Origin of the sequence: Billgrantia desiderata (assembly GCF_900108215.1) — a bacterium.
GTDB classification, from domain to species: Bacteria; Pseudomonadota; Gammaproteobacteria; order Pseudomonadales; family Halomonadaceae; genus Halomonas; species Halomonas desiderata.
On record NZ_FNVC01000004.1, the window covers coordinates 222,205 to 241,218 of the forward strand.

General features: G+C 67.5%; 15 protein-coding genes. 12 read left to right on the forward strand and 3 right to left on the reverse strand.

The genetic code is table 11. The annotated features are described in order from the left end of the window. Positions 1-198: 198 nt before the first annotated feature. The 3 genes from C4S71_RS06320 to C4S71_RS06330 all read left to right on the forward strand — a co-directional run bounded on the left by C4S71_RS06320 (position 199) and on the right by C4S71_RS06330 (position 4,795). The gene (locus tag C4S71_RS06320) at positions 199-1,491 is read left to right on the forward strand and encodes a ferredoxin reductase family protein (protein WP_103968579.1); all 1,293 of its coding nucleotides are present in this window, start codon (positions 199-201) and stop codon (positions 1,489-1,491) included. Continuing rightward, the gene (locus tag C4S71_RS06325; RefSeq protein WP_103968580.1) at positions 1,488-2,321 is read left to right on the forward strand and encodes a cytochrome b5 domain-containing protein; all 834 of its coding nucleotides are present in this window, start codon (positions 1,488-1,490) and stop codon (positions 2,319-2,321) included. Before C4S71_RS06320 ends, C4S71_RS06325 begins: the two co-directional genes overlap by 4 nt. Before the next feature lie 128 nt (positions 2,322-2,449). Next, positions 2,450-4,795 carry an EAL domain-containing protein gene (locus tag C4S71_RS06330; protein WP_103968581.1) on the forward strand — a complete coding sequence of 782 codons (2,346 nt, stop codon included), beginning with the start codon at positions 2,450-2,452 and terminating at the stop codon, positions 4,793-4,795. A 10-nt stretch (positions 4,796-4,805) separates the two neighbouring features. Here C4S71_RS06330 and C4S71_RS06335 read toward each other — a convergent pair whose 3' ends face one another. Beyond that, complete coding sequence (locus C4S71_RS06335; protein WP_103968582.1) at positions 4,806-5,606, reverse strand: TraX family protein; 801 nt, start codon at positions 5,604-5,606, stop codon at positions 4,806-4,808. Positions 5,607-5,715: 109 nt separating this feature from the next. Here C4S71_RS06335 and C4S71_RS06340 point away from each other — a divergent pair, with 109 nt between their 5' ends. From C4S71_RS06340 to C4S71_RS06375, 8 genes are all read left to right on the forward strand, one after another. Continuing rightward, the gene (locus C4S71_RS06340; protein WP_086508333.1) at positions 5,716-6,675 is read left to right on the forward strand and encodes a LysR family transcriptional regulator; all 960 of its coding nucleotides are present in this window, start codon (positions 5,716-5,718) and stop codon (positions 6,673-6,675) included. A 212-nt stretch (positions 6,676-6,887) separates the two neighbouring features. Further along, positions 6,888-7,436: a TRAP transporter small permease subunit gene (locus C4S71_RS06345; RefSeq protein WP_086508334.1), complete on the forward strand. Its 549-nt coding sequence runs from the start codon at positions 6,888-6,890 to the stop codon at positions 7,434-7,436. After that, positions 7,433-8,755 carry a TRAP transporter large permease gene (locus C4S71_RS06350; RefSeq protein ID WP_103968583.1) on the forward strand — a complete coding sequence of 441 codons (1,323 nt, stop codon included), beginning with the start codon at positions 7,433-7,435 and terminating at the stop codon, positions 8,753-8,755. Before C4S71_RS06345 ends, C4S71_RS06350 begins: the two co-directional genes overlap by 4 nt. 77 nt (positions 8,756-8,832) lie before the next feature. Further along, on the forward strand, positions 8,833-9,888 hold the full coding sequence (locus C4S71_RS06355; RefSeq protein WP_103968584.1) for a TRAP transporter substrate-binding protein: 1,056 nt from the start codon (positions 8,833-8,835) through the stop codon (positions 9,886-9,888). A 79-nt stretch (positions 9,889-9,967) separates the two neighbouring features. After that, positions 9,968-11,347: a glutamine synthetase family protein gene (locus C4S71_RS06360; RefSeq protein ID WP_103968585.1), complete on the forward strand. Its 1,380-nt coding sequence runs from the start codon at positions 9,968-9,970 to the stop codon at positions 11,345-11,347. A 179-nt stretch (positions 11,348-11,526) separates the two neighbouring features. Next, positions 11,527-12,912 carry an aldehyde dehydrogenase family protein gene (locus tag C4S71_RS06365; RefSeq protein WP_103968586.1) on the forward strand — a complete coding sequence of 462 codons (1,386 nt, stop codon included), beginning with the start codon at positions 11,527-11,529 and terminating at the stop codon, positions 12,910-12,912. A 19-nt stretch (positions 12,913-12,931) separates the two neighbouring features. Next, a complete protein-coding gene (locus tag C4S71_RS06370; protein ID WP_200825243.1) occupies positions 12,932-14,113 on the forward strand; it encodes an iron-containing alcohol dehydrogenase in 1,182 nt (393 codons plus the stop codon). A 102-nt stretch (positions 14,114-14,215) separates the two neighbouring features. After that, positions 14,216-14,935: a glutamine amidotransferase-related protein gene (locus C4S71_RS06375; protein ID WP_086508339.1), complete on the forward strand. Its 720-nt coding sequence runs from the start codon at positions 14,216-14,218 to the stop codon at positions 14,933-14,935. Positions 14,936-14,950: 15 nt separating this feature from the next. Here the strand turns inward: C4S71_RS06375 and C4S71_RS06380 are convergent, their stop codons facing one another. After that, positions 14,951-16,201, reverse strand: a complete 1,251-nt coding sequence (locus tag C4S71_RS06380; RefSeq protein WP_086508340.1) for an NAD(P)/FAD-dependent oxidoreductase — start codon at positions 16,199-16,201, stop codon at positions 14,951-14,953. 8 nt (positions 16,202-16,209) lie between these two features. After that, positions 16,210-18,477, reverse strand: coding sequence for a heavy metal translocating P-type ATPase (locus C4S71_RS06385; RefSeq protein ID WP_086508341.1), 2,268 nt, complete (start codon positions 18,475-18,477; stop codon positions 16,210-16,212). Between the two features lie 79 nt (positions 18,478-18,556). Between C4S71_RS06385 and cadR the strand changes: the two genes are divergently transcribed. Beyond that, positions 18,557-19,012, forward strand: a complete 456-nt coding sequence (gene cadR / locus C4S71_RS06390) for a Cd(II)/Pb(II)-responsive transcriptional regulator (RefSeq protein WP_086508342.1) — start codon at positions 18,557-18,559, stop codon at positions 19,010-19,012. Positions 19,013-19,014: the final 2 nt, after the last annotated feature.

Here is a 19,014-nt window from a genome sequence, read left to right on the forward strand (position 1 = left end):
CAAGGGCTAGTGGGTCTTCGCCCGAAGAGAGTGGCGACCGAGCGTTACATGTGAATGACTGGTTGGTGGCGCTTCGATGACGCGAAAACTCTCAGTCTGACATGACATGGATCAATCTAGTGCGAACAAACGGCCACCGCTCTTGAAGCCTGGTGCCATTAGACGACACTGATATCAGCACTCTGGCGGGGGGAGACCATGCGACGATTGCCGAGACCGGGCGATAGCGTCTTGATCGTGGCGTTGCTGCTGCCATTGGCAGTGGCGCTGCCGCGCCTGGGTGGGCTGGGTGGGCCGCCCGAGCTGTGGTTGACCTGGGTCGGTCGTGTCACGGGCATCCTGGGGCTGGCCATGATGCTGCTGGCCGGGCTGGTGAGCTGCCGGGTGCCGGGCTTCGACAGGCCTTTCGGTGGCTTGGCACGGCTCTGGCGCCTGCATCACTGGCTGGGCTTCGCCGCTTTCATCCTGGTGATGGTCCACATACTGGCACTGGGTCTGGCGGCGGTTCCGGCATCTCTGGATGCTGCGGTGGCCACGCTGTTCCCGCCATTTTCCCAGGCCGCGATATGGCTCGGTTGGCTGGCCTGGGTGGCGATGGTGGTGTTTCTGGCGCCAACCTTCGACTTCTTCGGCAAGCCCCATTATCAGCGCTGGAAGCACCTGCATCTGGTTTCGGCGATGGCGCTGCTGCTGGGGCTCTGGCATGCCTTGCTGCTGGCCGGAGAGGCCTGGCCGTGGTGGCTGCTCGGCATTGCCGGGCTGGGCGCCATTGCCTGGCGCAAGGGTGTGGCGCCACAGCGGCGCCATCCCTACCGCATCGAGCAGGTGGTACCGCTGGCCCGCGGCGTGGTGGAACTGGTGCTGCGCCCCGAGGGCGCAGGCATTCGCCACGAGGCGGGGCAGTTCGTCTATCTCACCCCGCTGGACCAGGGACTTGCCGCCGGGCGCGGTGAGGAGCACCCCTACACCATTGCCTCGGCGCCTGCGGATGCGCGGCTGCGTATCGGCATCAAGGACCTGGGCGATGCCAGCCACGCCCTGCAGACGGTGACGCCGGAAACGCGGGTATTGATCGAAGGCCCCTACGGGGAGTTCTTCGAGCGGCGCTTCCCGCAGCGCGACATGCTATGGCTCGGCGGCGGGATCGGCATCACGCCGTTCGTTGCCGGTGCCCGCAATCTGGGCGCCGGATCCGTTCCCGACGGGCACGTGCACCTGTTCTACCTGGCCAACAGCCCGGACCGCGCCTACTACCAGGAAGAGTTCTGCGAGATAGCCGAGCGCGTCGAGGAGTTCGATTATACGCAGCACTACTATCGCGATCGGGGGCCTCTCACCGAGGCGTTCCTGCGTGAACACTGCCCCGACTTCGTCGAACGAGAGATTTATCTCTGCGGCCCGCCCGGCATGAACGCCTATCTACAGCGGCTATTGATCGAGCAGGGCATTCCCGCCTCACGCATTCACAGCGAGGTCTTCGATTTCCTATGAACAAGATCGCTTATTCGGCTTTCATCGCCTTCGTGGCCAGCCTCTTCACTCTGGTTTCCGTCAATGCGCTTTCCGGCAGCGACCGGGAGACGGTCGAGGACTCCGACCTGGAGTCCATCACCTTGGAGGAACTGGCCGAGCACGACAGTGCCGAGAGCTGCTGGAAGGCCATTCACGGCCGGGTCTACGACATCACCGACTACGTGCCCGATCATCCCACCGAAGAAGAGGTCCTGCTCGAATGGTGCGGTCGGGAGTCCACCGAGGGCTGGGACAACAAGCGCCCCGGCGTGCCTCACAGCCCCAGGGCCGAGGCGATGCTCGAGCGCTACTTGATCGGGCGGCTGGTCGACGACGCAGGTGAGCCGGTCGAGCGCGGGCCGGGCGAGCCCACCGGGGCCATGCCGGAGAGGCAGGCCGAGGAGGCGACGTCGCCGGCCCAGGACGAGCGTCTGGCGCGTGCCTTGCTGGGGCTGCCGCTCGACGGACACTATCGCGGCGTCTTCACCGATCGCGGCGGTATCCAGGTCAACATCACTTTCGATCTGCGCGATGGCCATATCGAGTCGCTGGCCTATCGCCATCTGGCATATCGCGGCGTGGACTATCTGGCCCTGGAAGAGGGCGATGAGCTCTATCCGGTCATGCTGCAGCACCGCCAGATCGCCGAGCGTCTGGAGGGCGCACCGGTCACCCGGATTTTCGCCCTCTACGAGCCCGCGTCGCTGGTGGATGACATCGATGGCTACAGCGGAGCGACCCTGCGTGGTGCCAAGGTGATCTCGGCCATTCGTGATGCCTTGAACCGCGGTGTCTATGCCTGGCCATAGCAGCTGCCGCGGAGGTAGGGCCGCCGCCTGTGCTGTCGGCGGCTTGCGTTGAGGGGGGCGCCTCGCCAATGGTGGCGGCATCGAGTAAATATAGTTCGGTCATACCACTCCACTTCTCGGACCCTTGCATGCCTCTCCCGCAACAGGATGAGCTGCGCGAACATGATGGCGCGCCGCTGACGGACATCTCCCATCGGCGCCGCTTGGCCCATGAGCAGGTACACCTGCTCTACGAGCGGCTGTGGCAGCCGGTGCTGGCCAGCGTGCTGGCGGCGTGCCTGCTGGTGGCCGCCATGTGGCCGATAATGCCGCCGATGCTGCTGGCGAGCTGGTTGGCTGCGCTGATCGGGGTATCGGGGGCTCGCCTGTGGCTGGCCTGGTTCTATCACCGTCAGCCGTCGCAGCAGCGCCATCGCCGTCGCTGGCTGTTTCGCTTCGCCTGGGGGGCCGGTATTGCCGGCGCGCTGTGGGGCATGGCTGGATTGACCATGTTCACCACGGAGTACCAGGGCCAACTGGCGGCGCTGGCGATCGTGCTGACCGGCATTGCGGCGGGGGGCGTGACCACGCTCTCGTCGGTGGCATGGATGGCGCCGCTGTTCGTGTTGCCCACCATGCTGCCGCTGCTGGGGCAACTGCTGCTCCAGGCCACGTCGCTCTCCTGGCTGCTGGCTGCCATGGTGGTGCTGTTTCTAGGGCTGGTGCTGGTGTCCAGCCGCCGCCTGCATCGCACCATCACCGACAACATCGCCCTGCGTCTGATCGTCTCCTCCCGCGAACAGCAGCTGCGCGTGAGCGAGGCGCGCTATCGCGCCATCTTCCGCCACACTCCACTCGGGGTGATGCATTTCGACCGGGAAGGACGGGTGGTGGACTGCAACGAGATGTGTCTCGACATCCTCGGTACCAATCGCCAGGGGCTGCAGGGCATGAACCTGCTGACGCAGCTCAGCGACGAGCGCGTGACCGGGGCGATACGCGACGCCCTGGAGAGCGGTACCGGCTACTTCGAGGGCACCTACCGTGCCGTGGGGGGCGGCAAGCAGACGCCGCTACGCGCCTTCTATAGCGCGCTGCGCAACGAATCGGGTGAAGTGGTGGGGGGCGTGGCGATCATCGAGGACTTCACCGAGCGCAAGCTGGCCGAGGAGACCATCCACCGCCAGGCCTACTTCGATCCGCTCACGGAGCTGCCCAATCGTCGCCTGCTGATCGAGACGCTGGCCTCCACCATTCGCGACCGGCGCGACGACGGTCGCGTCGGCATGGTGCTGTTCCTCGACCTGGACCGCTTCAAGATCATCAACGACACCCTGGGTCACGCGGTGGGCGACGAGCTTCTGCGTCAGGTCAGCAAGCGGCTGTTGCTCAGCGTCGACAAGGATGCCATGGCGGCGCGGCTCAGTGGCGACGAATTCGTGGTGCTGATGCCGGCCTTGAGTACCGACCGGGAGCTGGAGCTGAAGCGGGCCGAGCACCGGGCCGAACGCCTGCTGACGATTCTGCGTCGCACCTATGACCTGGGCGGGCAGCGCATCAGCGTGACCCCCAGCATTGGCTACACTCTCTTTCCCCTGGGCGACGAGGATGTCGGCGACGTGCTGCGCCATGCCGACACCGCCATGTACCAGGCCAAGCTCAAGGGGCGCGCGCAGATCTGCGGCTACGAACCTTCGATGCAGACCCAGCTCAGCTGGCGTCTGGAGATGGAACAGGCGCTGCGACGAGCGCTGGTGGAGGATCATTTGAGCATCGCCTTCCAGCCCCAGCTCGACGAGCACGAGCGGGTCATCGGCGGCGAGGCGCTGATGCGCTGGAAGCACCCCCGACATGGCTGGATTTCACCCGAGGTGTTCATCGCCATCGCCGAGGAGAGCGATCTCATCGTCGAGCTGGAAACCTGGATGCTGGATCGTTGCTGCGAGCTATTGGCTCGCCTGCCGGGGGAGGTGCTGCCGCGCTTGTCGGTCAACATCAGCGTGCGTCACTTCAGCCAGCCCGGCTTCGTCGAGGGGCTCACCTGGGTGATGGCCACCCATGGCATCGACCCGGCGCGGCTGGTGGTGGAGCTGACCGAGAGCATCATGATCGACGGCCTGCAGGACGCCGTCGAGCGCATGCAGGCGCTCAAGCGGCTGGGGGTCAAGCTGGCGCTGGACGACTTCGGCACCGGGTTCTCGTCGCTGGCCTACCTGAAGTCGCTGCCGTTGGACGAGCTCAAGATCGATCGCAGCTTCGTCAGCAACCTCGACACCGACGGCAACGATGCCGCCATCGTGGAAACGGTGCTGGCCATGGCCCAGCACCTGGGCATCGACGTGGTGGCGGAAGGGGTCGAAAATCGGGCTCAACAGGAGTACCTGCTGGCCCGGGGCTGCCGTCTGTTCCAGGGCTACCATTTCCACCGTCCCATGAGCGTCGAGGCGTTCGAGGCGCTGCTGAGCGGTGACGAGGTCGAGGCCGGCCAGGGCTAGTGCGGCCGGTTCAGCCGAGCGCGCCGCTGGCCCACAGCCACAGCGCGATCAGGGCGAAGTGGCCCGGGTACCAGGTCAGCCACAGCCGGCGGGGCATGGCCAGGGGCACGCCGGGTGTCGTGCGATGGGCGCCGGCGGCTAGCCACAGCACGGCGAGACAGGTGGCCACGGTGAACGACTTGGCCATGTCGGAGCTGTTCATCAGGCCCGCCACGATCAGTACGGGGGCCGCCAGGGAGACGGCCAGCAGACGCTCGACCAGGCTCTCGCCGGCCGCGTGCAGGTGGTGCATGGCGAGCATGAACAGCGGCACCAGCAGCAAACCGCGGTGGCCGTATTCGACCCAACCGCCGAGCAGGTACCAGAGGGCCAGGGTGGCGGCGATGGCTGCCCCCAACCAGGCGCTGCCGAGGCTGCCGCTGCGGTGGCGTGCGAGCAGCTGGCGTAGCCAGGCGCCCCAGGCCAGCCCCAGCGCCAGGGTAAAACAGACATTGAGAATGAAGGCGTCGGAGGCCCGTGGCATCATCATGTAGGGTAATTGGGCGGCGATGCCGATGATCAGAATGCGGCGTGCGTAGCGCAGCGGATTGCGGGTATTGAACAGGCCATGCCAGGCGACCATGGCGGCGAACAGCGGGAAGGCGATACGGCCGATGGAGGAGCCGGCCCAGCCGAGTTCCCAGGCGCTGGGGAAGACGTAGCGGGTCAGGTGGTCGACGGTCATGGTGGCGAGAGCCAGCCACTGCCCCCAGCCCGTCCAGGTGGAAACGGGGCGATCCGGCGCCGTGCCTGATGCGGCCTGTGCGGTCATCCTGACCTCCTTGTCGGCAATGAAACTCTCATTATAACAACACCCTGTGACCGAGTCGCACCGGTAGAGTTCCACCGGAAACAGGGCCAGTGCACGGAGAATCACGGCAATGCGCAGCGGCTTCGGTTTCGATCTTCGCAGCATGGAGATCTTCGTCGAGACCCTGGAGCAGGGCAGCCAGAGTGCGGCGGCCCGACGGCTCGGGCTCAAGCAGTCTTCGGTGTCGCAGAGCCTGGCCAACCTGGAGGAGAGCATGGGCGTGTCGCTGTTCAAGCGGCACTCCCGGCCCCTCGAACCGACCAGCGCCGGACGCTTCTTCTACGACCGGGCCAAGCGCCTGCTAGACGAGGCCCGCAGCACGCGGCGCGAGCTGATCAGTGGCGGCTTCGGCCAGCTGCATCAGGTGCGTCTGGCGCTGGTCGATTCGCTGGCCACCGCCGTGGGCCAGCCCCTGATCGAGCTGATCCGGCGCTACACCCGCGACTATACCCTGACCACGGGACTGTCGCACATGCACGGCCACTCCCTGCTCACGCGTCACGTGGATATCATCATTTCCGATGACCGCCTGGAGAACTACGACGGCCTGGAGCGCCACGCCCTGCTGCGCGAGCCCTTCGTGCTGGTGGTGCCGCTCAGTTGGAACGGTCCGCTGGACAACCTACGCTGGCTGGCCCGCCACCTGGATTTCGTGCGCTACACGCCGCAGTCGCTGATCGGTCAGGCCATCGAGCGTCATCTGCGCCTGAACCAGCTCGAACTGCCGGCCCGGCTGCATCTCGACAACACCTTCGCCGTGCTGCGCCTGGTCAGCGCCGGCGCCGGCTGGACCATCACCACACCGCTGTGTCTGTACCAGGCCGGCCTGGACAGCCTGCAGGTCACCGTGGCGCCCCTGCCGCTGGCAGCGCTGACCCGGGAGCTGACCCTGGTGGCGCGGCGCGACGAGCTGGGCGAGCTGCCGGCGCTGCTGGCCCGCGACAGCCGTCGACTGCTGGAGCAGCGCTTTCGAGCCCAGTTGGAGCGGGTGCTGCCCTGGCTGGCGGCCGAGGTGTCCGTCCAGCCCTGAGGCGTCCCTGGGTTTTCTCACCCTCTAGCTGCGCTTTTCCGTCACTCTCTTGCGCCGAGCGAGTGCATCGGGCATCGCGCACGCTGCCTGACGGGGCACTATCGATTTTACCCATAGTACCGGCGTCCCGATTGCCGATGCTCTTTGCTCCTTTGCCTTACATGCACAAAGACTGCATCGACACGGGATGAAACCAGGATCGGTGCCGGACGATGCCAAGAACAATAATGCTCTACGTGCGCTGGGTGGATGCGTTCAACCGGGTGGTGGGACGCATCGTCATGTTCATGATCTTCGTGATGATCGGCGTGCTGCTCTACGCCTCGGTGGCACGCACCGCCTTCAACAGCCCGTTGATCTGGAGCATCGAGGTCTCGCAGTTCCTGATGTCCTCCTACTACCTGCTGGGCGGCGCCTACGCCATGCAGATGGGCGCCCACGTGCGCATGGATCTGTTCTACTCGCGCTGGTCCGATCGCACTCGCGCCTGGGTCGATGCCCTCACCATCCTGCTGCTGATCGTGTTTCTCGCCGCGCTGCTGTTCGGCGGTATCTCCAGTACCGAATACGCCCTGCGCTACGGCGAAAAGAGCTATAGCGCCTGGGCCCCGCGGCTGGCGCCGATCAAGATCGTGATGACCTTCGGCGTGTTCCTCATGCTGCTGCAGAGCTTCTCGACTCTGTTCAAGGATATCGCCCGTGCACGCGGCGTCCCCCTGGAGCGAACGCATGGTGCCGTGGATAAGGGGGCGGGCGAATGAGCTACCAGATGATCGCCCTGCTGATGTTCTCCACCATGATGTTGCTGCTGCTCACCGGGCAGCGGGTGTTCGGCGTGATCGGTTTCGTCGGCGCCACCGCGGCGCTGCTGCTGTGGGGCCAGGGTGGGGTGGAGATGCCGTTCAGCGCCGCCATTCAGCTGATGAACTGGTACCCGCTGCTGACCCTGCCGCTGTTCATCTATATGGGCTACATGCTCTCCGAGTCGGGTATCGCCGGCGAACTCTACGAGATGTTCCACGTCTGGATGGGCTCGCTCAAGGGCGGCCTGGCGGTGGGTACCATCGGCCTGATGGTGGTGGTCTCGGCGATGAACGGGCTGAGCGTGGCGGGCATGGCCATCGGCGCCACCATCGCGCTGCCGGAGCTGCTGCGCCGCGGCTACGACAAGGTGATGGTCACCGGGGTGATTCAGGCCGGCAGCTCGCTCGGCATCCTGGTGCCGCCCAGCGTGGTGCTGGTGCTCTACGGCATGATCGCGCGCCAGCCGGTCAGCCAGCTGTGGCTGGCCGGGGCCATCCCAGGACTGATCCTGGCCGGCCTGTTCGTGCTCTATATCGTCATTCGCTGCCGCCTGCAGCCGCACCTCGGCCCGGCACTGCCCGCCGAGGAGCGCCAGATGAGCCTGGGCGAAAAGCTCAAACTGCTACGCGCCGGCCTGCTGCCGCTGATGATCTTCTTCTTCATGACCGGGCTGTTCCTGATGGGGGTGACCAGCCTGGTGGAGAGCTCAGCGGTAGGGGCCCTGGCCGCGACCCTGGCGGCGCTGTTCAAGCGACGCCTGACCTGGAAGGTGATCGAGAGCACCGTGCACAAGACGCTCGGCATCAGCTGCATGTTCATGTGGATCATCCTCGCCGCGCTGTGCTTCGGCGCGGTGTTCGACGGCCTCGGCGCGGTGCGCGCCATCGAGAACGTGTTCCTCGACCGCATCGGCATGAGCCCGTGGCAGATACTCGTGATGATGCAGCTCTCCTACATCCTGCTCGGCATGTTCCTCGACGATACCGCCATGCTGGTGATCGTGGCACCCCTCTACGTGCCGCTGGTGATCAGCCTGGGCTTCGACCCGATCTGGTACGGCGTGCTCTACACCATCACCGTGCAGATCGCCTACATGACCCCGCCGTTCGGCTACAACCTGTTCCTCATGCGCGCCATGGCGCCGCCGGAGGTGTCGCTGGGCGATATCTACCGCAGCGTCTGGCCCTTCGTCGGCATCATGCTGATCGGGCTGGCGCTGATCACCATCTTCCCGCAGCTGGCGCTGTGGCTGCCGCATCTTTATCGCGGCTACTGACCCAGGAGGTGACCCCGGTACGACCCACGAGCAGCGAGTTTCTTCCGACAACAAGCAAAAGAAGCAGGAGAAGAGAGATGACCAACCGTCGCGATTTCCTCAAGAAGGCGGGCCTGGCCACCGCCGCCACCGTGGGGGCCACGACCCTTGCGGCGCCCTACGTGCATGCCCAGCGCCGACCGATCCGCTGGCGCCTGCAGACCTACGCCGGGCCGGCGCTGGCCGCCCACGTCATCAAGCCCTCCATCGACGCCTTCAACAAGGCCGCCAACGGCGAGATGGAGATCGAGCTCTACTACGCCGACCAGCTGGTACCCACCGGCGAGCTGTTCCGCGCCATGCAGCGCGGCACCATCGACGCCGTGCAGAGCGACGACGACTCCATCAACGCCCCGGTGGACGTCTCGGTGTTCGGCGGCTACTTCCCCTTCGCCTCGCGCTACAGCCTGGACGTGCCGGCGCTGTTCCACCACTACGGGCTCAAGGAGATCTGGGAGGAGGCCTACGGCGAGATCGATGGCGTCACCTGGCTGGGCTCCGGTGCCTGGGACCCGTGTAACTTCGTCACCCGCGACCCGATCAGAAGCCTCGAGGACCTGCGTGGCAAGCGCGTGTTCACCTTCCCCACCGCGGGGCGCTTCCTCAGCCGCTTCGGCGTGGTGCCGGTGACCCTGCCGTGGGAGGACATCGAGGTCGCCATGCAGACCCGCGAACTCGACGGCATCGCCTGGGCTGGCATCACCGAGGCCTACACCGTGGGCTGGGCCGACGTCAGCAACTACTACCTGACCAACAACATCTCCGGCGCCTGGGCCGGCTCCTACTTCGCCAACACCGACCGCTGGAACGAGGTGCCCGAGCATCTGCAGGTGCTGTTCAAGCTGTGCATGGACAGCTCCCACTACTACCGCCAGCACTGGTACTGGTGGGGCGAGGCCCACTACCGCACCACCGGCGGCAAGCTGGAGCTGACCTCGATACCGGAGTCGGAGTGGCAGCAACTGGAGGACGAGGCGCTGGCCTTCTGGGACGAGATCGCCGCCGAGAGCGAGCGCAGCGCCCGGGTGGTGCAGATCCTCAAGGACTATCGTCAGACCATGCAGCAGGCGGGCCCGCCTTACCGCTATGGTTGAGGGTAAGGGGCGGGCGCCCTGGTGCCCGCCCCGCCTTGGAGCAACGAACGACAATGACAAGCGGGTCGAGGAAGCCAAGATGAGCCGACTCCAGGCAAGAGACGTAAGAAACGCCGACGACGCCCGGCGTATCGTCGAGCAGCGCGGGCTGAGCCACGTCAAGGTGGGCATGTTCGACATCGACGGCGTGATGGTCGGCAAGTACATGCGCCGCGACAAGTTCTTCCATGCCCTGAGCGAGGGCTTCGCATTCTGCGACGTGGTGCTGGGCTGGGACAGCAAGGACGAACTCTACGACAACGTGACGTACACCGGCTGGCATACCGGCTATCCGGATGCTGCGCTGCGGCTGATCCCTGAGAGCTGCCGCGAGCTGCCCTGCGAGGGCGACATGCTGCTGTTCCTGGCCGAGTTCACCGGCCCGGCCGGGGAGATCTGCCCGCGCGGGCTGCTGCGCCGCGTGCTGGCCAAGGCCGAGGCCATGGGCTTCACCGCCTGCGGGGCGCTGGAGTACGAGTTCTTCCTGTTCCAGGAAACTCCCGAGTCGGTACGCGAGAAGGGCTTTCGCAACCTCAAGCCCTTCACGCCGGACATGATGGGCTATTCGATGCTGCGAAGCTCGGTGCACGGCGAGCTCTACCACGAGCTGCTGGGCATGGCCGAGGCGATGGACTTTCCCATCGAGGGGCTGCACACCGAGACCGGCCCCGGCGTGCTGGAGGCGGCGATCCGCGTCGACGAGGCGCTGGCCGCCGGCGACAAGGGCGCGCTGTTCAAGACCTTCACCAAGGTGTGGGCGCAGCGCCTCGGGCTGATGGCCACCTTCATGGCCAAGTGGTCGCCGGACTACCCCGGCCAGAGCGGTCATATCCACCTCTCGCTGAATCGTGCCGACAGCGGCGAATCGGCCTTCTTCGATGCCGACCAACCCCATGGCATGAGCGACATCCAGCGCCACTTCGTCGCCGGCCAGCAGCAGCTGATGCCGGAATTCCTGGCCATGTTCGCCCCCACGGTGAACAGCTACACCCGCCTGATTCCCGGCTTCTGGGCGCCCACCGACGCCACCTGGGGGGTGGAGAACCGTACCACCGCGCTGCGGGTGATTCCCGGCAGCGCCAAGTCCCAGCGGGTCGAGTACCGCCTGGGCAGCGCCGACGCCAACCCCTACCTGGCGCTGGCCGCAGCGATCGGCTCGGGTCTGTACGGTATCGAGCACCGCCTCGAGCCCGACGAGATGGTGACCGGCAACTCCTACGAGCTGGCTCACCCCGAGCACCAGGCACTGGCACGCACGCTATGGGAGGCCGCCCAGCGCTTGAAAGCTTCCGACGCGGCGCGCAGCCTGTTCGGCGACGCCTTCGTCGAGCACTTCGCGGCCACGCGTGAATGGGAGGAGCGCCAGTTCCGCAGGCACATCACCGATTGGGAGTTAGATCGCTATTTCGAAATCATATGAGGTTGGGCCGGCTGCACGACGCCAGCACTGCGTTGGAGCGCCTCGAAATCTGCTCATTGGCTACAGCCAACTCCGCGATTTCTCGTTGCTCCGCCTTGTTCTGACGCCGTTCGCTCGGCCCCGAAAGGTTGGTCTCACCTTGTTTCTTTTGAGGCATTGAATTAGCAGGAGAACGCCAAGTGGCCATACAGAAGACGATTTCTCCGGTCGACGGTTCGGTCTACGTCGAGCGGGAGCTGGCCGACCCAGCGCGGGTCGAGGCGGCGCTGGAAAGGGCGGTGGCGGCGCAGCGCAAGTGGCGCGAGACGAGCCTGGCCGAACGCGCGCGGCTGTGTTCGAGGATGGTCGATGCCTTCGTCGCCCGGCGCGACGAGTTGGCGCTGGAACTGACTTGGCAGATGGGTCGGCCGATTGCCGTGGCCGGCGGCGAGATCGGTGGCTTCGAGGATCGCGCGCGCACCATGATCGCCATGGCCGAGGCGGCCCTGGCGCCGATCCGTCTGGCCGACAGGCCGGGTTTCACCCGCTACATCACCCGCGAGCCGCTGGGGGTGTCGTTCATCGTCGCGCCCTGGAACTTCCCCTTCATGACCGCGGTGAACGCCGTGGTGCCGGCGATCATGGCCGGCAATGCGGTGATCCTCAAGCATTCCGCCCAGACCCCGCTGTGCGCCGAGCGCATCCAGCAGGCCTTCGACGAGGCGGGGCTGCCGACGGGCGTGTTCCAGCACCTGCACCTCGCCCATGACGCCGCGGAAGCCGTGATTCGCGATGCCCGCATCGCCCACGTCTCCTTCACCGGCTCGGTGGCCGGCGGGGCGATGGTCGAGCGCAACGCCGCCGGGCGCTTCATCGCCACCGGCCTGGAGCTGGGCGGCAAGGACCCGGCCTACATCCGCGCCGACGTCAATCTGGACGAGGCGGTGCCCGGGGTGATGGATGGCGCCTTCTTCAACTCGGGCCAGAGCTGCTGCGGCATCGAGCGCATCTATGTGCATGAGTCGATCTTCGACGACTTCGTCGAGCGTGCGGTGGCCTGGGTGCGCCAGCTCAAGCTCGGCAACCCCACCGATCCCGCGACCACCCTGGGGCCGCTGGTGCGCCCGTCGGCGGCGGACTTCGTGCGCGGCCAGATCGAGGAAGCGGTGGCTGCCGGCGCCAGGGCCTGGATCGACCCCGGCGACTATCCGTTGTCGCGACCGGGCAGCGCCTATCTGGCGCCACAGGTGCTGACCGAGGTCGATCACTCGATGAGGGTGATGCACGAGGAGAGCTTCGGCCCGGTGGTCGGCATCATGCCGGTGGCGGATGACGACGCGGCGGTGCGGCTGATGAACGACAGCGACTTCGGCCTCACTGCGGCGGTCTATACCCGCGACCTGGCGGCAGGCGAGGCCATCGCCCGTCGCCTGGAGGCCGGCACCGTGTTCACCAATCGCTGCGACTACCTCGACCCGGAGCTGGCCTGGACCGGCGTCAAGCAGTCGGGGCGCGGCTGTTCGCTGTCTCGCGTCGGCTACGAGACGCTGACCCGACCCAAGTCGTTCCACCTCAAACACGCCTGAGCCGGCCCAGGAGAACGCCATGAGCCACGATATCGATCACTACACCATGGGCTGGAACTACCCCTCGAACATCCTCACGGGGGCCGGGCGCATTCGCGACCTGCCCGCGGCGTGCAAGGCACTGGGCATGGGTGCGCCGCTGCTGGTCACCGACCCCGGCCTGGCGGCGCTGCCGATGGTGCAGGCCTGTGTGCAGGCGTGCCAGGATGCCGGCCTGCGCACCGCCGTATTCAGTCAGATCAAGGGCAACCCCACCGGGCGCAACGTGCTCGACGGCATCGCCGCCTTCCGCGGCGGCAGCCACGACGGCGTGATCGCCTTCGGCGGCGGCTCGGGGCTCGATGCCGCCAAGGCGGTGGCGCTGATGGCCAATCAGCGCGAGGGGCTGTCGCTGTGGTCGCTGGAAGACATCGGCGACAACTGGAAGAACGCCGACGCCCGGGCCATAGCTCCCATCGTCGCCGTGCCCACCACCGCCGGCACCGGCTCCGAGGTGGGGCGCGCCTCGGTGATCACCGACGAGGCGGAGCACGTCAAGCGCATCATCTTTCACCCCGGCATGGTGCCGGCCACGGTGATCCTCGACCCCGAGCTCACTGTGGGGCTGCCGCCGGCGGTCACCGCCGCCACCGGCATGGATGCGCTGTCGCACTGCATGGAGGCGTGGTGCTCGCCGCTCTACCACCCCATGGCCGAGGGTATCGCGGTGGAGGGCATGCGTCGTATCGACCTCTACCTGCAGCGTGCCTACAGCGACGGCGCGGACCTCGAAGCGCGCATGAACATGCTGGTCGCCTCGAGCATGGGCGCCACCGCCTTCCAGCGCGGCCTGGGCGCCATGCACGCCCTGGCGCACCCGCTCGGCGCGCTCTACGACGCTCACCATGGCACCTTGAACGCGGTGCTGATGCCCTACGTGCTGCGCGCCAACGAACGTGCCATCGGCGAGCCCATGGTGCGCCTGGGGCGCTATCTCAACCTGGATCAGCCGGGTACGGCGGCGGTGATCGAGTGGGTGCTCGGCCTGCGCGAGCGGCTCGGCATTCCGCACACCCTGGCGGAGCTCGGCATCGACACCCGTCAGGCCGACAAGGTCGGGCGCATGGCGGTGGCGGACCCCTCGTCGGGTACCAACCCGGTCGCCTTCGACGCCGACGAGTATTGCGGTATCTTCGTTGCCGCCGTGGAGGGTCGCCTGTAGGCTGCGTCCTGAACGCCTGCGGGTGAAGCCAGGAGATTCGTCTGGCAGTGCGCGGCCGCAGGCCGGGACGCCAGGGACGGTGACATGACAGGAGAGTGATCGATGCGTATCGGGCTACTGCAGTGCGATGACGTGGCGCCGGAGCTGCGCGAGGCCCACGGCAACTATCCGGAGATGTTCGCGGCCCTGTTCCAACAGGTCGACCCGACGCTCGAATTTCGCGTCTGGCGCTGCCTGGACGGCGAGATCCCCGACGACATCGACGCCGTCGATGCCTGGATGACCACCGGTTCCAAGCATGGCGTCAACGACGGGCTGGCCTGGGTCGACCAGCTGTGCGACTTCGTGCGCGAGCTGTGGCGGGCCGGCAAGCCGCTGGTGGGCATCTGCTTCGGTCATCAGCTGATGGCCAAGGCGCTGGGCGGCGAGGTGGTCAAGAGCGAGCGCGGTTGGGGCGTGGGCATGTCGTTCAACCGTGTCACGGCACGGGCGGCATGGATGGAGCCGTGGCAGCCGGGCATCGATCTGCTGGTCAGCCACCAGGACCAGGTCGAGGTCCTGCCCCCCGAGGCCACCATCGTGGGCGGCAGCGACTTCTGCCCCCACTACCTGATGCAGATCGGCGAGCATTTCCTCGGCGTGCAGGGTCACCCCGAGTTTACCAAGGCCTACTCCCGCGACCTGATGGCGCTGCGTCGGGAACTGGTGGGCGACGAGCGGGTGAGCGAGGGAGAAACGTCATTGGCCGCCCCGGTCGACGACACCCTGATGGCGCGCTGGATTCTCAATTTCCTGCGGCGTGCGATAGCGGCACGCGCTTGAGCTCGAGGCCCCGATTCAGCGGAAACGACCGGCGCCGCAGGCGGCCAACCAGCCGGGCGCTTCGCCCGCCAGGCTCTCGGCCAGCAGGCGTCCGGTGGTGGCGGCCAGGGTCAACCCCAGGTGCCCGTGGCCGAAGGCATAGCTCACGCCGGGCAGGGCCGATGCAGAGCCGATCACCGGCAGCGAGTCGGGCAGCGAAGGGCGCAGGCCCAGCCAGGTGTGGCTCGGCTCGCCGAGCGGGCCGAACAGGCGCTCGGCGTGACGGCGAATGTAGTCGAGCCGCCGGGGGTTGATCGGATCGTCATTGTGGCCCAGTTCCACGGTGCCGGCGATGCGCAGGCGACCCTGCATCGGCGTGAAGTAGAAGGCGTACTCCCCGGGGCTGCAGGGGCGGCTGACCAGCTCGCTGGCGGCGGGAAACTCCAGATGATAGCCGCGCTCGGAGATCAGCGGAATGCGGTCGCCGCAGGCCAGCGCCAGCGGTCGCGACCAGGCGCCCGCGGCGATCACCACCTTTTCGGCCTGCCAGGACCCCTGGTCGGTAGCGATACGCACGCCGCCCTTGTTGCGGGCAAGCCCCTGGACCCTGGCAGGCACCAGCGCGGCGCCGCGGCCTTGCACGCGCTCGGCCAGCCGCCGGGCCAGGGTCAGCGGGTCGCTGACGTGGCAGGCCTCGGGAAACAGGATGCCGCCCCGGGCCAGGCCTTCGAGGGCCGGTTCCAGCTCCGCCAGTGCCTTGGCGTCGAGGCGTTGCTGATTGACGCCGAAGCGCTCGCGCTCGGCGAGCTCGGCCTGGGCCTCGCGCCAGCCCCTGGCGCTGAGATAGAAGCACAGGCTGCCACGCTGCTGCACGAGGCTGCCGCTCTCTTCCAGGTCATCGAGGATGTGGCGCCAGTCGTCGACCGCCGGTGACAGCAATTCGCTCAGAGTCTGGGTCGCCTGGGCGGCACTGCGACGATTGGCGCGCCGCATGAAGCGCCACAGCCACGGAGCGAGCCCGGGCAGGTGCTGCCAGCGCAGGTGGAAGGGCGAGTGCGGCGACAGCAGCAGCCCCGGCGCCAGCCGCCAGATGGCGGGCTGGGCCAAGGGCTCGATGGCGTAGTTGGCCAGCACGCCGGCGTTACCCGAGGAGGCGGCAGAGCCCGGCGGCTCGGGGTCCATCAGCGTGACCTCGAAGCCCCTTTGCTGCAGATGCCAGGCGCAGGCCAGGCCGACGATACCGGCGCCGACGACCAGCACCTCGGCGTGTTGTGGTGTCTCCCTCATGGCAGCCCTTACTGCACCCTGTTTTCCACGAAGGCCCTATCATGCCCGAGATCGCGCCGCGGCTTTTCAACGCCCGTCCGCCTGCCGTGGCGCAGCAGGCGCAGGCCGTTGGCCACCACGATCAGGCTGGCGCCCATGTCGGCGAACACCGCCATCCACAGGGTGGCGTGGCCGGTGAAGGCGAGCGCCATGAACACCGCCTTGAGGCCAAGGGCGATGGCGATGTTCTGCATTAGCACCCGGCGCGTACCACGCGAGAGGCGCAGGAAATCGGCCAGGCGGCGCGGGTCGTCGTCCATCAGCGCCACGTCGGCGGTCTCGATGGCGGCATCGCTGCCCAGCGCGCCCATGGCGAAGCCGATGTCGGCGCGGGCCAGCGCCGGGGCGTCGTTGATGCCGTCGCCCACCATGCCTACCGGCCCCAGCTCAGCACGCGCCTCGATCATCGCCAGCTTGTCCTCCGGCAGCAGGGCGCCGTGGGCCTCGTCGATGCCGGCCTGGGCCGCCACCGCGGCCACGCTGGCCGGGGTATCGCCGCTGAGCATCAGCGTGGTCACGCCCAGCCGGTGCAGCGCCTCGATGGCCTCGCGGCTCTCTTCGCGCAGCGGGTCGCCGACGGCGAACAGCGCCAGCGGACGCGATTCTTCCCCCAGGATCACCAGCGTTTCGCCGCGCGCCTCGTGCTCGGCCAGGTGGGCGTCGAGGGTCGCGTCCAACGGCGCGAACTGCTGCATCAGCCGCCGGTTGCCGAGCCACAGCGTGCGACCGGCATGACTTGCCACCACGCCGCGGCCGGGCAGCTCGCGCACCTCGCTCACTTCCAGTGGGTCGACGCCATTGGCCTCGGCAGCGCGCGCCAGCGCTGCCGACACCGGGTGCGACGAGCGCCCGGCGAGCCCCGCCGCCAGGGCGCGCAGGCGCTCGCGGCCGGCCGCGTCCAGCGTGCTGTCGAGGGGATGCCAGGTCCGCTGCGAGGGGCACCCCTGGGTCAGGGTGCCGGTCTTGTCGAAGGCGAGGGTGACCAGGCGGTGGCCCTGTTCGAGCACGTTGCCACCCTTGATCAGAATGCCCGCCCTGGCGGCGGCGGCCAGCCCGCTTACCACGGTGACCGGGGTGGAGATCACCAGCGCGCAGGGGCAGGCGATTACCAGCAGCACCAAGGCGCGGTAGATGCCCTCCAGCCAGCTGACGCCGAACAGCCATGGCCAGGTGAGCCCTACCAGCAGGGCGATGCCGAATACCGCCGGCGTGTAGACGGCGGCGAAGCGGTCGATGAAGCGCTGGGTGGGCGCGCGACTGGCCTGGGCCTGTTCCACGGTATGGATGATGCGTGCCAGGGTGGTGTCGCTTGCCGCCCGGGTGGTGCGGTAGAGGAATTCGCTGCCCTGGTTGACGCTGCCGGCGAACACGGCCGCGCCGGGTGCCTTGTCCACCGGCAGGCTCTCGCCGGTGATGGGCGATTCGTCCAGCGCCGGATGGCCCTCGGCCACGCTGCCGTCCAGCGCCAGGCGCTCGCCCGGCCGCACCCGCACCAGGCTGCCGATGGCGACTTCGCTGGCCGGCATGCTGCGAAAGGCGCCATCGGCCTGGTGCACGCTGGCGCTTTCCGGCGCCAGCGAGAGCAGCTCGCGGATGGCGTTGCGCGCGCGACCCAGCGAACGCGCCTCGATGCGCTCGGCCAGGGTGAACAGCACCAGCACCATGGCCGCCTCGGCCCACTGGCCGATCAGCAGCGCGCCGGTCACCGCCACGCTCATCAGCGCATTGATGTTCAGCGTGCGGTGGCGCAGGGCGATGAAGCCCTTCTTCCAGGTCGGCAGGCCGACCAGGGCGATGGCCGTCAGCGCCAGCGCGGCGGCCAGCCACGGCTCGGCCAGTGCCAGCCAGTCGCTGGCTTCGGCGGCCAGTGCCAGCAGTGCGGCAGCGCCCAGCTTCCACCAGTTCTCCGTACTGCTCGCCGCGGGGGTACGCCGGGCCGGATCGTGGCGCCGTGCGCTCATGCCGGTGGAGGCGATGCGGCGCTCGATCGTCTCCTCCACCGCGTTGCGGTGGTGCACCGTCAGCACGCGGTTGACCAGATCGAAGTCGAGCCGCTCGATGCCCGGCGTGTCGCCCAGCGCCCGGCGCAGCAGCGCCTCCTCGGTGGGGCAGTCCATCGCCTCGATATGCAGGCGCAGCGACTGCGTGCCGGGCGGCAGCCGGTCGCGCTTCCGTGCGGCGGGCGCGGCGGGCGCGGCAGGCGCGGTGCAGCTCGAGCAGCAGGTGCGTTCGGTCATGGTAAGTCTCCATGTCATGGGCTAATCTCATGACACACCCTATAGTTGCTACAGGGTCAAGCGATTGACGAGGCCCCACATGAAAATCGGTGAGCTGGCCACCCGCACCGGCTGCGCGGTGGAAACCATCCGCTACTACGAACGCGAGGGGCTGCTGCCCGAGCCTGCCCGCTCCAGCGGCAACTATCGCCTCTATGCGGAGCCCCATGCCGAGCGGCTGCGCTTCATCCGTCACTGCCGCACGCTGGACATGACGCTGGAGGAGATCCGTACCCTGCTCGATTATCACGACCGGCCGCGTCAGCCCTGCAACGCGGTGAACGGTTTGATCGACGAGCATCTGGCCCACGTCGAGGCGCGTATCGAGCAGCTTCAGGCACTGCGCCAGGCCCTCGTCACCCTGCGCTCGCGCTGCAACGGCGAGACCGACTCCAGCCACTGCGGTATTCTCCAGGAACTGGCCCAGCCGGTGGCGGAACGGCTCGTGGAGCCGCGGGAGCAAAGCCACGTGCCGGGCCCTCACAAGGGCCATTGAGT